The organism is Streptomyces roseoviridis, assembly GCF_039535235.1.
Lineage (GTDB): Bacteria > Actinomycetota > Actinomycetes > Streptomycetales > Streptomycetaceae > Streptomyces > Streptomyces roseoviridis.
The window spans coordinates 7,303,280-7,315,709 of the sequence record NZ_BAAAWU010000001.1 but is presented as its reverse complement, the minus strand read 5'-3'; the positions used below and the strand labels follow the sequence as shown (position 1 = coordinate 7,315,709).

At 72.7% G+C, this 12,430-nt stretch carries 12 protein-coding genes; 1 reads left to right on the top strand and 11 read right to left on the bottom strand.

Features of this window, described 5'->3' with window-relative positions; translation table 11 throughout:
• The first annotated feature begins 18 nt into the window (after nucleotides 1–18).
• Nucleotides 19–957 (top strand): LysR family transcriptional regulator, encoded by a 939-nt coding sequence (locus ABD954_RS32990; RefSeq protein ID WP_345491687.1) that lies wholly within the window; start codon nucleotides 19–21, stop codon nucleotides 955–957.
• Nucleotides 958–1,002: 45 nt separating this feature from the next.
• Here the strand turns inward: ABD954_RS32990 and ABD954_RS32985 are convergent, their stop codons facing one another.
• From ABD954_RS32985 to ABD954_RS32935, 11 genes are all read right to left on the bottom strand, one after another.
• Nucleotides 1,003–1,377, bottom strand: a complete 375-nt coding sequence (locus ABD954_RS32985; protein ID WP_345491686.1) for a hypothetical protein — start codon at nucleotides 1,375–1,377, stop codon at nucleotides 1,003–1,005.
• Nucleotides 1,378–1,553: 176 nt separating this feature from the next.
• On the bottom strand, nucleotides 1,554–1,754 hold the full coding sequence (locus ABD954_RS32980) for a CsbD family protein (RefSeq protein ID WP_345491685.1): 201 nt from the start codon (nucleotides 1,752–1,754) through the stop codon (nucleotides 1,554–1,556).
• 248 nt (nucleotides 1,755–2,002) lie between these two features.
• The gene (locus ABD954_RS32975; protein ID WP_345491683.1) at nucleotides 2,003–2,560 is read right to left on the bottom strand and encodes a Clp protease N-terminal domain-containing protein; all 558 of its coding nucleotides are present in this window, start codon (nucleotides 2,558–2,560) and stop codon (nucleotides 2,003–2,005) included.
• Nucleotides 2,560–2,769, bottom strand: coding sequence for a helix-turn-helix domain-containing protein (locus ABD954_RS32970; protein WP_345491681.1), 210 nt, complete (start codon nucleotides 2,767–2,769; stop codon nucleotides 2,560–2,562). Before ABD954_RS32970 ends, ABD954_RS32975 begins: the two co-directional genes overlap by 1 nt.
• A 158-nt stretch (nucleotides 2,770–2,927) precedes the next feature.
• Complete coding sequence (locus ABD954_RS32965; RefSeq protein ID WP_345491679.1) at nucleotides 2,928–3,548, bottom strand: LysE family translocator; 621 nt, start codon at nucleotides 3,546–3,548, stop codon at nucleotides 2,928–2,930.
• Entirely contained in the window at nucleotides 3,542–4,420 is an 879-nt protein-coding gene (locus ABD954_RS32960; protein ID WP_345491677.1) for a thioesterase II family protein, read from the bottom strand. The genes ABD954_RS32965 and ABD954_RS32960 overlap by 7 nt, the downstream gene beginning before the upstream one ends.
• Nucleotides 4,421–4,427: 7 nt before the next feature.
• Nucleotides 4,428–4,760: an acyl carrier protein gene (locus tag ABD954_RS32955; protein WP_345491676.1), complete on the bottom strand. Its 333-nt coding sequence runs from the start codon at nucleotides 4,758–4,760 to the stop codon at nucleotides 4,428–4,430.
• Complete coding sequence (locus ABD954_RS32950; protein WP_345491674.1) at nucleotides 4,757–9,196, bottom strand: non-ribosomal peptide synthetase; 4,440 nt, start codon at nucleotides 9,194–9,196, stop codon at nucleotides 4,757–4,759. Before ABD954_RS32950 ends, ABD954_RS32955 begins: the two co-directional genes overlap by 4 nt.
• A gap of 528 nt (nucleotides 9,197–9,724) precedes the next feature.
• Nucleotides 9,725–10,486, bottom strand: coding sequence for an amino acid ABC transporter ATP-binding protein (locus ABD954_RS32945; protein ID WP_345491672.1), 762 nt, complete (start codon nucleotides 10,484–10,486; stop codon nucleotides 9,725–9,727).
• On the bottom strand, nucleotides 10,483–11,376 hold the full coding sequence (locus ABD954_RS32940; RefSeq protein ID WP_345491670.1) for an amino acid ABC transporter permease: 894 nt from the start codon (nucleotides 11,374–11,376) through the stop codon (nucleotides 10,483–10,485). The genes ABD954_RS32945 and ABD954_RS32940 overlap by 4 nt, the downstream gene beginning before the upstream one ends.
• The gene (locus tag ABD954_RS32935; RefSeq protein WP_425584119.1) at nucleotides 11,376–12,320 is read right to left on the bottom strand and encodes an ABC transporter substrate-binding protein; all 945 of its coding nucleotides are present in this window, start codon (nucleotides 12,318–12,320) and stop codon (nucleotides 11,376–11,378) included. The genes ABD954_RS32940 and ABD954_RS32935 overlap by 1 nt, the downstream gene beginning before the upstream one ends.
• Between the last annotated feature and the right edge of the window lie 110 nt (nucleotides 12,321–12,430).

Here is a 12,430-nt window from a genome sequence, read left to right as displayed (position 1 = left end):
TGGCGCTAGGGTCTCGCCATGGATCTCGACGCCGTCCGCACCTTCGTCGCCGTCGCCGACGGGGGCCGTTTCCATGAGGCCGCCGCCGAACTGGCGGTCACCCAGCAGGCCGTCTCCAAGCGCATCGCCGCGCTGGAGCGCCACCTCGGCGTGCGGCTGTTCACCCGTACCGCGCGCGGCTCCGAGCTGACCATCGACGGGCAGGCCTTCCTCCCCCACGCGCGCGAGCTGCTGCGCCTCGCCGAGCGCGCGGTCGCCTCCGTGCGTCCCGGCCGCCGTCCGCTGCGCGTCGACGTGATCGCCTCGCGCGGGGCGGCGTCGGGCCTGATGCGGGGCTTCCACCCTGCGCACCCGGAGACCGATCTGGACGTGGTGTGGCTGTTCGACATCGAGACCGCGGTCGCCGCCCTGCGATCCGGTGAGATCGACGCCTCGTTCCGCGCGGTGGCCGCGCCCGGCCGGCCGCTCCCCGATGACATCGAGTCCGTCCGGGTGCTCGACGAACCGCTCCAGCTCCTCACCGGCCCCGCGCACGCGCTTGCGGGTGCCCGGTCGGTGCCCCTCGCCCGGCTCGCCGGGCACCGGATCTGGATGCCCGGCATCGTTCCCGGTACGGAGTGGGCCGCCTACTACGACGACCTGGTGGCGGAGTTCGGGCTCACCATCGAGGCGACCGGCCCCAACTTCGGATCCGACGCGCTGCTCGACACCGTCGCGGACACGCCGGCCCTGGCCACCTTCATGGGCGAGCACACCCGCCTGGTCTGGCCGGCCGGCCACGGTCTGCGGCGCATCCCCGTGACCGACCCGACGCCCGTCTATCCGCACTCACTGCTCTGGCACCGCGACAACCCGCACCCGGCACTGGCCGCCCTCCGCGCCCACCTCGCCGCCACGGCGCCGTCCGGTGTCGGCGCCGCCGGCACGTGGACGCCGGGCTGGGCGAACGGGCACTGACCACGGCCGGGGCCCCTCCGGGCCCGGTCGTCGTGAGCCGGCGGCTCAGTCGCCCAGGTAAGGGCCCTGGACGACGTGGGTGCCGCCGTGCGAGGTGTACGGGCCGCCCTGCACGGTGGAGTCCCCGCCGTGCGTCGTGTACGGGCCGCCCTGCACGGTCGAGTCCCCGCCGCGCGAGGTGTACGGACCGCCCTGCACGGTGGAGTCCCCGCCATGCGAGGTGTACGGACCGCCCTGGGCGGTTGAGTCCCCGCCGTGCGTCGCGTACGGGCCGCCGTGCACCGTCCAGGTGTCGCCGTGCGTCGCGTACGGGCCGCCCTCGGCCACGGACGCGCTGCCGGCGTGCGCGGCGCCCGTCGTCGCCAGGGCGAGGCAGACGGCCGCAAGGCCGGTGGTCGCGATGCGCTTCGAAGTCGTCATGCCACACTCCCGATCTTCACTCTTCCGGACACTGGTCGCGGACGAGTGTGGCCGACGCGCCTCGCGGGCCGGGCAGGGTTCGGGGACGTGGGCGTGTCGCGCAGCGGACACGGGCGGCGGACACGGGCGGCGGCCCCCGGCGCCGAGCGCCGGGGGCCGCCGCGCGGACGGCTCGGTCAGGACTCGTGACGGCGGCCCAGCGAGTCCTTGACCCCGCGGGCCTGCTCCTGCGTCTTGCCGGTCGCTTCCCGCGCCTTGCCCTTGATCTGCTCGGTCTTTCCTTCGGCCTGCATGCGCTCGTTGCCGGTCATCTTGCCGGCGGCTTCCTTCGCCTTGCCCTTGACCTGCTCCATCTTGCCCTTGGCCTTCTTAGCCATGGGGAACTCCTTTCGAGGAGAGCTTCGACGTCCACAAACTAGGCGAGACAGGGACGTTTCGCCCGTCGAGCGGAGACGGGTGAGCGCACGCAGCCGGGCGAGCCGGCCGGGACGCTCACAGACGGGGGCGACGGTGGCGAGCTCGGCGAGGAAGGCGGCCGCCGACCGGCGCACCCCACCACGGTGAGGCCCGTCGCCTGTTCGGGCGGCTCGCCTGTTCGGGCGGCGAGGGCCGGCCCCTTCGCGGGTCAGGGTGCGGAGGCGGGGGCGGAGAGCGCGGCGTCGACGGCGGCGTACGTCACGCCGTGGTCGGCCAGGGCCTCGGCGACGACTCCGCCCGTCGTGGTGAGCGCCAGGAGGATGTGCTCGTCGCCGATCTCGCGGTCCTTGCGGGCCAACATCACCCGGAGGGACTTCTCCAGGACGGTCTTGGCCTCCCGCGAGAAGGACCGGCGGCCGGGCCTCCGCCCGGCGTCCTTGCGGTCGGCGGCGAGCGCGCCGGTGCCGTGGGTCTCCTCGACCCGGGCCACGATCGCGCCGACGTCGATGCCGAGGTCCGCCAGGGCCTCCGCGTCGGCCCGGGAGAGTCCCGCCCGGCGGCGGGCGTCGGCCAGGGCGGCGGCCAGCGAGGGGCGGCGGCCGGGCGGGCAGAGCGTGCGCAGGGCCGCCGCGGCCCGGGTGTCGTCCTGGTCGAGCAGGGCCAGGAGCAGGTGCTCGCCGGTGACGACCGCCGCGCCGCCGCGCTCCGCGTGCGCGGCCGCTCCTTTCACCACGGAGCGTGCGGCTTTGGTGAACCGTTCGAACATCACTGCCTCCCGTACTTCTTGTGGACGGCCTGGCGGCTGACTCCCAGTTCGGTCGCGATCTCCTGCCACGACCATCCCTGGTTGCGCGCGCTGCACACCTGGACGGCTTCGAGTTGTTCCAGCAGTCGCCGCAGGGCCGAGACGGCCCGGAGTCCGACCCGGGGGTCGCGGTCGCCCGCCCGTGCGGCGAGATCGGTCGCATCGGTCATGTCGTCAACCTATGTTGACGACCACCTGTGCGTCAACCCTGGTTGACGAAGCTCCGCGATCCCACCACGCCCTCGTGCACCGCACACGGCCGACGCCAGGGGGCGGAGACCCGGCCGTCCGCCGGACCTCCGCCCCCTTGTGCGCCTCGCCGGTGGCGTCAGGGCGACTGCAACGCGAGCCGGACCGCGAAGCCGATCAGCAGGAGTCCGGTGACCTGTTCGATGCGGGCGCGGACGCGGGGGCGGCGCAGGACGCGGCCGAGGCGGTCGACGGTGATCACGTAGAGACTGAACCAGAGCAGGTAGAGCGCCGCGAACACCAGGGACAGGACCATGGCCCGGGGGAAGACGTGACCGTCGGGGGGCAGGAACTGCGGCAGGAAGGTCACGAAGAACAAGGCGACCTTCGGGTTGAGGGCGTTGGAGAGGAAGCCGTACCGCACGTATCGGCCGCCGGGCGCGCCCTGGTCGCCCGCCCCGGACTCCTCGGGCTTCTCCCGCAGGGTGCGGCGGGCGCCGCGCAGGGTCGCGATGCCCATCCACACCAGGTACACCGCGCCCACGACCTTGAGGACGGTGAACGCGGTCGCCGAGGCGAGCAGCACCGCCGAGATGCCGAGGACGGCCGCTCCCACGTGGACGACCAGGCCGAGGACGCCGCCCACCATGGTGAGCAGTCCGGCCCGGCGCCCGCCCGCCAGGGCGCTGCGGGTGATCAGTGCCTGGTCGGGGCCGGGGATCATGATGAGGACCAGGGAGGCGGCGGCGAAGGTCAGCACGGCGCGTGCCCCCCGCCGGCCCCGGCGTCCGCCCTTTCGGCCGGCGCCTGGCCCCTCCCCCCGCTCGTCCTCTCCCCCGGTCCTTCGCCCGGCCCTTCCTCCGGTCCCCGGCCCGTCGGCGCCTGCGCGGCCGCCGAGACGAGGGCCCCGGAGAGGGCCCGCAGGACGGGGGCCGGCCGGTCCCGCAGGTAGAAGTGGCCGCCGGGGAAGCGGCGTACCGTCACCTCCGCGTCCGTCAGCTCCCGCCAGGCGTCGAGCTGTTCGGCGCTGACCCGGTCCTCCGTGCCGCCGAGGACCGTGAGGGGGACCGACAGGGGTGGCCCCGGCCGGTGCGCGTAGGTCTCGAGGATCCGGTAGTCCGCGCGCAGGGCGCGGGCCGCCAGGACCACGATGTCGTCGTCGGCCAGGACCTCGGGCGGGATGCCGCCGTGCAGTTCGGAGACCGCTTCGAGGAGCTCGCGGTCGCCCAGGCGGTGCAGCTGCGAGGCGGCGCGGGGCAGGTGCGGGGCCGGGTAGCCGGAGACGACCAGGTACGCGGGCTGCGGACGGCCGGCCGCGCGCAGCGCGCGGGTGAACTCGTACGCGACGAGCGAGCCGAAGCTGTGTCCGAAGAACACGAAGGGCTGCCGGGCGGGGCGGACGCCGTCGAGGAGCGCGTCGACGAGGGCGTCCATCGACGTGACCACCGGCTCGCGGGTCCGCGAGCCGCGTCCGGGCAGCTGGACCGCCTGCGGCTCGCCCGACCTGAGGTCGCGGGCCCAGCGCAGGTACTCGGCGGCGGAGCCGCCCCCGTGAGGAAAGCAGTAGAGCAGGGGGGCGGCCGGCCGCGGCGCCCCGCCGAGGGTCCAGCGGGGCGGCGTCGGGGTGTTCACGGGACTCTCACACTCCCGCGGGCAGCGGTGCCGTCAGGTGCCGGCCGAGGGCGTCCGCCGTGAAGTGGTCGAACACGTCCCGGGGGCGTACGGGCAGGGCGAACTCCTCGGTGAGGCCGGCGCACAGGACGAGCGTCGTGGCCGAGTCGACGCCGAGCTCGTCGAGGGGTGTGCCGGGGTCGAGGTCCTGCGGCGGGACGTCGAGGATCTCGGCGAGGAAGCCGAGGACCCACGCTGTGATCGCGTCGGCGGACGGGCGGCTTTCCGGTGTGCCGGCGGACGTGCCGGCGGACGGTGCCGTCCGGCCGGTGTCGGCGTCGGTGTGCTGGGTCTGGTTCATCGCTTCTCCCCGGGCATGAGCTCGGACGGTCCGAGGAGCTGCTCGAGGTAGCCGTCGAGCGCCTCCACCGTCGTGTACTGGAGGACCGTGCCGACCGGCACGGTGACGTCGAACGCGGTCTGCAGGTGGGCGACGAGCCGCGCGGCGAGCAGCGAGTCGCCGCCCGCGTCGAGGAAGTCGTCGTCGAGGTCCACCCGGCTGAGGCCGAGGACCTCGCGCCAGATCTCGGCGAGCTTGCGCTGCCGGTCGGTGCGCGGCGGCTTGGCCGGCCTGCCGCGGGTCGCTCCGCGTGCCCCGGCCTTGGCGAGGGCGGCGCGGTCGACCTTGCCGGTGGCGTTCAGCGGCAGCTCCTCCAGGGCGAGGATCTGGGCGGGCACCATGTGCTTGGGGAGGCGTGCGGCCGCGAAGTCCCGCAGGGCGTCGGGGGCGAAGCGGCGGCGGGTGTCGGGGGCCTGGGCCACGATGACGTCGAAGCCGACGGAGGCGGGGCCGCCGCTGGTGGTGAGGACCTGGCTGCGCGCGAAGCCGGCGGCGGCGAGCTCGGCGGCCCACTGGTCGCGGTCGAGCAGGCAGTGGCGGGTGCGCAGTTCGGTGTCCTCGAAGTTGTCGAAGCCCTGCTGGAGGCCCATGACGAGGTCGAACCAGGGGTGGAAGGTGGTCTGCTCGACCATGAGCAGGATGCCGCCGGGGGCGGTCATGGAGCGCAGGTTGCGCAGGGTGGGGCGGATCCGTCGCATGTCGTGCAGCACGCTGGCGGCGACGAGGAGGTCCGCGGCCTGGTCGCCGAAGCCCTGGACGGCGGGCGGCAGGTCGAGGTCGAACAGGTCGTAACGGAGGGCGGGGTGGTCGGCGAAGACGGTCCCGGCGCGGTCGGTGAAGTAGCGCGAGATGTCGGTGAAGAGGTATTCGGTGCGGTCCTCGGGCAGCAGCGGCAGCAGGTGCCGGGTGAGCGAGCCGTAACCCGCGCCGACTTCCATGGCCTTGAGGGTGCGGTCGGCGGGCCAGCGGGCGGCGAGCGCGCGGACGGCTCCGGCGGCGGCCTCGTAGGTGGGGCCGAAGAGGCGGTCGTAGACGCCGGGGGTGCGGTCGGAGGCGTAGAGCTCGGCCGAGTGGACGCTCTGGGTGAGGACGTCGGCGAGTCCGTCGGCGAGGGTGAGCATCCAGGCGGTGACGTCCTCGTCGATGCCGAGGACGTCCCCGAGGGTCTCGCGGGCGCGGCTCTTCAGTTCCGCGGGCAGGGCGGCCGGCAGCGCGCGGGCGACGACGGTCGTCCCTCCCGGCCCCTTCGCGAGGTGTCCGGTGGTCTCCAGGCGGGCGACGGCGCGGGCCAGCCAGCGCTCGTAGCGGGCGGCGACGCCGGCGCCGCGCAGCGCCGCCGGGTCGAAGACGGCGCCCGGTTCGTGCGGGAGGCCGAAGGAGCGGAAGGCCGCGGCCGTGGCGAGGGTGTACACCTCGTCGAGCACGTCCCAGGCGGCGCGCAGCCGCTCGGGGGCGGGGCCGGCGCCGGGGCCGCCGGCGGTGCTGCCGAGGGTCTGCCAGAGCTCCCGGCTGGTCGTGGGCTCGGCGTGTTCGGTCACGAACAGCGTCTCGTCGCGGGGTGAGGGGACGACGTAGCCGTGGAGGCGGGCGGCGCCTGAGCCGTCGGCGGACTTGACGACGACGGAGGCGTCGACGCCGGGGTGCTGGGAGAGGGTGGCCTCGATCTCGCCGAGCTCGACCCGGTGGCCGTTGATCTTGACCTGGCCGTCGCGGCGGCCGAGGAACTCGATGGTTCCGTCGGTGCGGTAGCGGCCGAAGTCGCCGGTGCGGTAGAGGCGTTCGCCGGTGCGCGGGTGGGTGACGAAGGCGGCGGCGGTGCGCTCGGGGTCGGCCCAGTAGCCGCGGGCGAGTCCGGCGCCGCCGATGTGGAGCTGGCCGGCGGTCCACACGGGGCAGGGTTCCATGCGCTCGTCGAGGACGTGGAAGGTCTGGTTGCGCAGCGGTACGCCGTACGGCACGCTCGTGGCGCCCTGCGGGACCTCGTCGACGGGGTGGTGGATGGACCAGATGGACGCCTCGGTGGCGCCGCCGAGGCTGATGATCTCGGCGTCCGGCCACAGGTCGTGGATGCGGCGGGGCAGGTCGACCGGGATCCAGTCGCCGCTGAGCATGACGAGCCGGAGCCGTTCGGGGACCTCGCCGCCGGCTTCGAGGTGTTCGACGAGCATCTGCATCTGGGCCGGTACGGAGTTCCAGACGGTGACGCCGTGCTGGGCCATGAGCTTGGCCCAGTGGGCCGGTTCGGAGCGCATGTCGGGGTCCGGCAGGACGAGCGCGGCGCCCACGGCGAGGGTGCCGAAGAGGTCGTACACGGACAGGTCGAAGCCGAGGTCGGCGAGGCCGAAGACGCGGTCGTCGGGGCCGACGCGGAAGCGTTCGCCGATGTCGGCGACGGTGTTGAGGACGGCGCCGTGCTCGATCATGACGCCCTTGGGGGTGCCGGTGGAGCCGGAGGTGTAGAGGACGTACGCGAGGTCTCCCGGCCGGGCGGGCCCGGCGGACAGGCGGACGGTGGACGCGGCGGCGTCGGTGTCGTCGGACTCGCCGGTGCCCCCGGGGCCGTCGACGAGGAGGCGCGGCACCTGCTCGGGCCACTCCAGGGCGGCGTCGAGGGCGCGGTCGGTGACGAGGGCGGCGGCCTCGCCGTCGGCGAGGATCCGGGAGCGGCGCTGGGCGGGCAGGGCGGCGCCGACCGGCAGGTAGGCGGCGCCGGCCATCATCACGCCGTAGGCCGCGGCCACCTGTTCCGGGCCCTTGTCGAGGGTGATGCCGACGAGCCGGTCGCGGAGCTCCGCGGTGCCCGTGGCGCTTCGCACGCGGCGCCGTACGGCGTCGGCGCGGGCGGCGAGTTCGCCGTAGGTGACCTCGCGGTCGGCGGTCAGCACGGCGGGCCGCTCGGGGTGGGCGGCGGCCCGGTCGAGGAACGGCTCGTGGAGCAGGCCGTCGGGGCGCGGGCCGCGGGTGGCGTTGGCGTCCTCGCGGGCGGTCAGCTGGTGCGCGGGGAGGGTGACGGTCAGCTCCTGGTCCCAGGGACCGTCGTCGTGGGCGAGCCTGGCGACGGTGGCGCAGTAGGTGGCGAACATGTCGTCCAGGAGCCCTTCGGGGAAGAGCTCCTCCACGCAGTCCCAGGTGAGGTCGAGGGAGCCGGTGAAGTCGACGACCTGGTGGTCGAGCCAGACCTGCGGGGTCTGGCTGACGCGGTAGGAGATGTCGCCGAAGTAGCTCATGGCGTCGCTGACGTCGGCGGCGGTGCCGAGGCCGCTGGTGAAGACGACGGGCATGGTCTCGAAGCCGCTCTGCAGGCCGAGCCGGCGTCGTTCGCGCAGCGTCTGCAGGGCGCTGACCTGGCGGTGGCGCAGGTCCTTCTGGAGCTGGGTCTGGGTGGCCCCGGCGCGTTCGCCGAGTGTGTGGCCGGTGGAGGCGTCCATCTCCAGGAGGCAGATGGAGGTGAAGTCGCCGACCATGCGGCGCAGGTGGGGGTGGACGACGCGTTTGCCGGCGTCGTCGCGGTCGAGGAGCAGCGGCAGCCGGTTGAAGAGGGTGAGGTTGAGGGTGAAGCGGCGGGTGCCGCTCCAGACGGCGAGGACTTCGGAGAAGACGGCGGCGAGGACGGCGGTCGGCGTGAGGCCGCGGGCCTCGCAGCGTTCCTGGAGCCGCTTCCAGTCCGGCTCGGGCAGGTGGTACTCGCGGTGGGTGAAGCGGGGTTTGTGGACGGCGACGGGGGCCTTGGCGAGGGGGAGGTCGGGCGGCGGAGCGAGGGTGGTGGCGCGCGAGGTCCAGTAGTCGAGGGCCTTCTGGTGCCGGGGGGCCTGGGAGCCCTGCTCCAGGGCGAGCGCGTAGTCGCGGAAGGTCACGTCGACCGGGGGGAGTTCGAGCTCCGCGTCCCGGCACAGGGCGCTCCACTCGCTGAACAGCAGGGTGAGGCTGGCGAGGTCGACCATGAGGAGGTCGAGGCTGACGTGCAGCCGGTCGTGTGCGGGCAGCCGGGAGAGGCGGATGTCGAACAGGGGCCAGTCGGCCGCGGTGTAGACGTGGTGGGACATCTCCTCGCGGATGTCCGTCAGCACGCGTTCGGCTTCCTCCGGCGGGGTCTGCCGGAGGTCGGTACATCGCACCTCGAACTTCGGTACCGAGGCGAGGACGTGCTGCTGTCCGTCCTCGTCCACGACGGCGCGCAGCATGTCGTGGCGCTCGATGAGGGTGCGCCAGCCGCGGGACAGCACCTCGGGGTCGAGACGGCGTCCTTCGAGTTCGAAGTAGGCGTGCGGCGCGACGTTGCCGAGTACGAAATTGGAGCCCCGGCCGACCCAGTAGGCGTACTGGATCTCCGTCAGCGGAAACTTCTCGAACCTGTCGTCGTTCCGGGGTGGCCGGATCGTACGACTGTTGTCCGTCATCGTTTTCCCTCTTCGTCTGTGTCGGCTTCCGCCGGGTCGCGGCGGAAGTCGTGCGGCCCGGATACCATTCGTTGAAGATGGGAGAGTTGAAGGAGTAAGGAAGTGGATCCGGTCAAGGGCGGCCCGCCGTGCCGGCACGCCCGGGGCATGCCGAGATCGCCGCGCGGAGCGGCGTGCCCTTCCTGATCGACGACCTCCTCGCAAGCCCCCGTGAGGCCCTTTCGGACAGCCGTCCGAATGGGCCCGACAATTACAACCACCGTGAAGGTGGGGGTCCACCGTGTGGACCGTCACGTTTCACCGCGACGGCTGGAATCACGCCATCGATCGGAATCCGGGAACGCTTCTGTGCACCAGGTTCGCCTTCGGAAACGGTATTTCTGACGTCTGGCGGATGGCGCGAATTCGTCGGACGGTTGCGGAGACCTGACGGAAAACCCGTGCGGAACGGACTGAACCGGCGCCCGGACCCATGACGCGAAGGGGCGGTACGGGCGTGGTGCCCGTACCGCCCCTTTCGTGTCGGGCTCAGAGGACCTTGGAGAGGAATGCCTTGGTCCGGTCGTGCTGGGGGTTGGTGAGGACGTCGCGGGGGTTGCCGGATTCGACGACGACGCCGCCGTCCATGAACACCAGGGAGTCGCCGACCTCGCGGGCGAAGCCCATCTCGTGGGTGACGACGATCATCGTCATGCCCGACTCGGCGAGGTCGCGCATGACGTCGAGGACGTCACCGACCAGCTCGGGGTCGAGGGCCGAGGTCGGCTCGTCGAAGAGCATCAGCTTGGGCTCCATCGCCAGCGCGCGGGCGATGGCCACGCGCTGCTGCTGGCCGCCGGAGAGCTGCGAGGGGTAGTTGCCCATGCGGTCGCGCAGGCCGACCCGGTCGAGCAGGCGCTCGGCGCGCTCGCGTGCCACCGCCTTGGACTCGCCCTTCACCTGGACGGGCGCCTCCATCACGTTGCCGAGGGCCGTCATGTGGGGGAAGAGGTTGAAGCGCTGGAAGACCATGCCGATGTCCCGGCGCTGGGCGGCGACCTCGCTGTCCTTCAGCTCGTAGAGCTTGTCGCCCTTCTGGCGGTAGCCGACGAGCTGCCCGTCGACCGAGAGCCGGCCGCCGTCGATGCGCTCCAGGTGGTTGATGCAGCGCAGGAAGGTGGACTTGCCGGACCCGGACGGGCCGACCAGGCAGAACACCTCCCCGTTCTGCACCTCGAGGTCGATGCCGCGGAGGATGTGCGCGGCGCCGTAGGACTTGTGGACGCCTTCGGCCTTCACCATGGCGGTCACGCGCCCACCTCCGGACGGCGGAAGGTCGACAGGGTGGTCCTGACCTTCTGCCAGGGTGTCGGCGGCAGGACCCGCGCCGAGCCGCGGGCGTAGTACCGCTCCAGGTAGTACTGTCCGACGCTGAGCGCCGAGGTCAGGATCAGGTACCAGGCGGCCGCCAGGAACAGCATCTCCACGGGGGCGCCGGAGGTCTGGCCGATGTCCTGCGCGTACCGCAGCAGTTCGTAGTACTGCACCGCCGCCACCAGGGAGGTCGTCTTCAGCATGTTGATGACCTCGTTGCCCGTCGGCGGCACGATCACCCGCATGGCCTGCGGGATCACGATCCGCCGCAGCGTCCGGCCGTGCCGCATGCCGAGGGCGTGCGCGGCCTCGGTCTGGCCCTCGTCGACCGCGAGCAGGCCGGCCCGGCAGATCTCCGCCATGTAGGCGGCCTCGTTGAGTCCCAGACCGAGCAGCGCCGTGAGGAACGGGGTCATGAAGTCCGACCACTCGTCCTGGTAGATCGGCCCGAGGTTGACGTACTCGAAGACGAGGCCCAGGTTGAACCAGACCAGCAGCTGCACGTACACCGGGGTGCCGCGGAAGAACCAGATGTAGAACCAGGCGACGGACGAGGTCACCGGGTTCCTCGACAGGCGCATCACCGCCAGCAGGATGCCGCCGGTCACCCCGATGACCATGGACAGGACCGTCAGCGTCAGCGTCTCGCGCACACCGAGCAGCACCCGGTCGTCGAACAGGTAGTCGGGGATGGCCCGCCAGTTGACCTGGCCCCGGGCGAAGGCGTAGACGATGGCCCCGAACAGCGCCAGGACCACCACCGCGGCGGCGTAGCGGCCGTAGTGCCGGACCGGCACGGCCCGCATGTCGGCGTCCGCGCCCGCCATCAGGCACCGCCGTTGACGACGGCCCTGGTGACGGCGCCGTCCTGGCTGCCCCACTTGGCCAGGATCCTGCCGTACTGCCCGTCGGCGATGATCGCGTCGAGGGCCGCGGCGAGCGCGTCGCGCAGGCGCGTGTCCTTCTTGGCGACGGCGATGCCGTACGGGAGGGCGCCCGTCTGCTCGCCGATCAGGGCCAGGTCCTTGCCTCCGCCGGAGGTCTTCACGGCGTACGCGGCGGCCGGGAAGTCGGAGCTGCCGAAGTCGGCTCCGTTGCTGCGGACCCGCATCTGGGCCTCGGCGTCGGTGTCGAACGCCTCGATGTCGATGGCGGGCCTGCCGGAGCGGGTGCAGCCGGCGCTCTCGGTCTTGAGCAGGTTGTGGGCGACGGCGCCGCGCTGGACGGCGACGGTCTTCCCGCACAGGTCCTTCCAGCCCTTGACGGTGCCGGCGTGCTGCCTGCGGCCGTAGAGGGAGACCCCGGCGTTGAAGTAGTCGACGAAGTCCAGGCCCTCGCCGACCTTCTTGCCGGTGGCCGGGTCGACACCGTTCTGACGGTCCTTGGTGTCGTTCATGGCCGACATGATGATGTCGTACCGGTCGGCGCGCAGTCCGGTGACGAGGGTGTCGAACGTGCCGTTCTCGAAGCGGAGTTCCACGCCGAGCTGGCGGCCCAGGGCCTGGGCGATGTCCACGTCGAGGCCGACCGTCCGGCCCGAGGCGTCCTTGAACTCGACCGGCGGGTAGGCGATGTCGGAGCCGACCCTGATCACGCCGGCGGACCGGACGTCCGCGGGCAGCCGGTCGCTGAGGGGGGCGTCGGAGGCTGCGCTCTTCGGCTTGCCGCCCTCTCCGCGGTCGTCCCTCTGGTTGCCGCAGGCGCTTGTGGCGGCCAGGGCGGCACACACCAGGAAGAGGATGGTGGTACGACGGGGGGAGGTTATTCGCACGGTCACGTCGATGGCTCCAAGGGGAGTACAGGAGTACGCGACGGGTGGGGGCCACGAGGGCGTTCCCGGGCCCGCACACGCACGTCCGGTTGCTGACGATGAGGTTCGCG

Coding starts and splice junctions, on each gene's coding strand:
- ABD954_RS32990 (WP_345491687.1), top strand. CDS start 19: ATGGATCTCGACGCCGTCCGCACCTTCGTCGCCGTCGCCGACGGGGGC.
- ABD954_RS32985 (WP_345491686.1), bottom strand. CDS start 1,377: ATGACGACTTCGAAGCGCATCGCGACCACCGGCCTTGCGGCCGTCTGC.
- ABD954_RS32980 (WP_345491685.1), bottom strand. CDS start 1,754: ATGGCTAAGAAGGCCAAGGGCAAGATGGAGCAGGTCAAGGGCAAGGCG.
- ABD954_RS32975 (WP_345491683.1), bottom strand. CDS start 2,560: ATGTTCGAACGGTTCACCAAAGCCGCACGCTCCGTGGTGAAAGGAGCG.
- ABD954_RS32970 (WP_345491681.1), bottom strand. CDS start 2,769: ATGACCGATGCGACCGATCTCGCCGCACGGGCGGGCGACCGCGACCCC.
- ABD954_RS32955 (WP_345491676.1), bottom strand. CDS start 4,760: ATGAACCAGACCCAGCACACCGACGCCGACACCGGCCGGACGGCACCG.
- ABD954_RS32950 (WP_345491674.1), bottom strand. CDS start 9,196: ATGACGGACAACAGTCGTACGATCCGGCCACCCCGGAACGACGACAGG.
- ABD954_RS32940 (WP_345491670.1), bottom strand. CDS start 11,376: ATGGCGGGCGCGGACGCCGACATGCGGGCCGTGCCGGTCCGGCACTAC.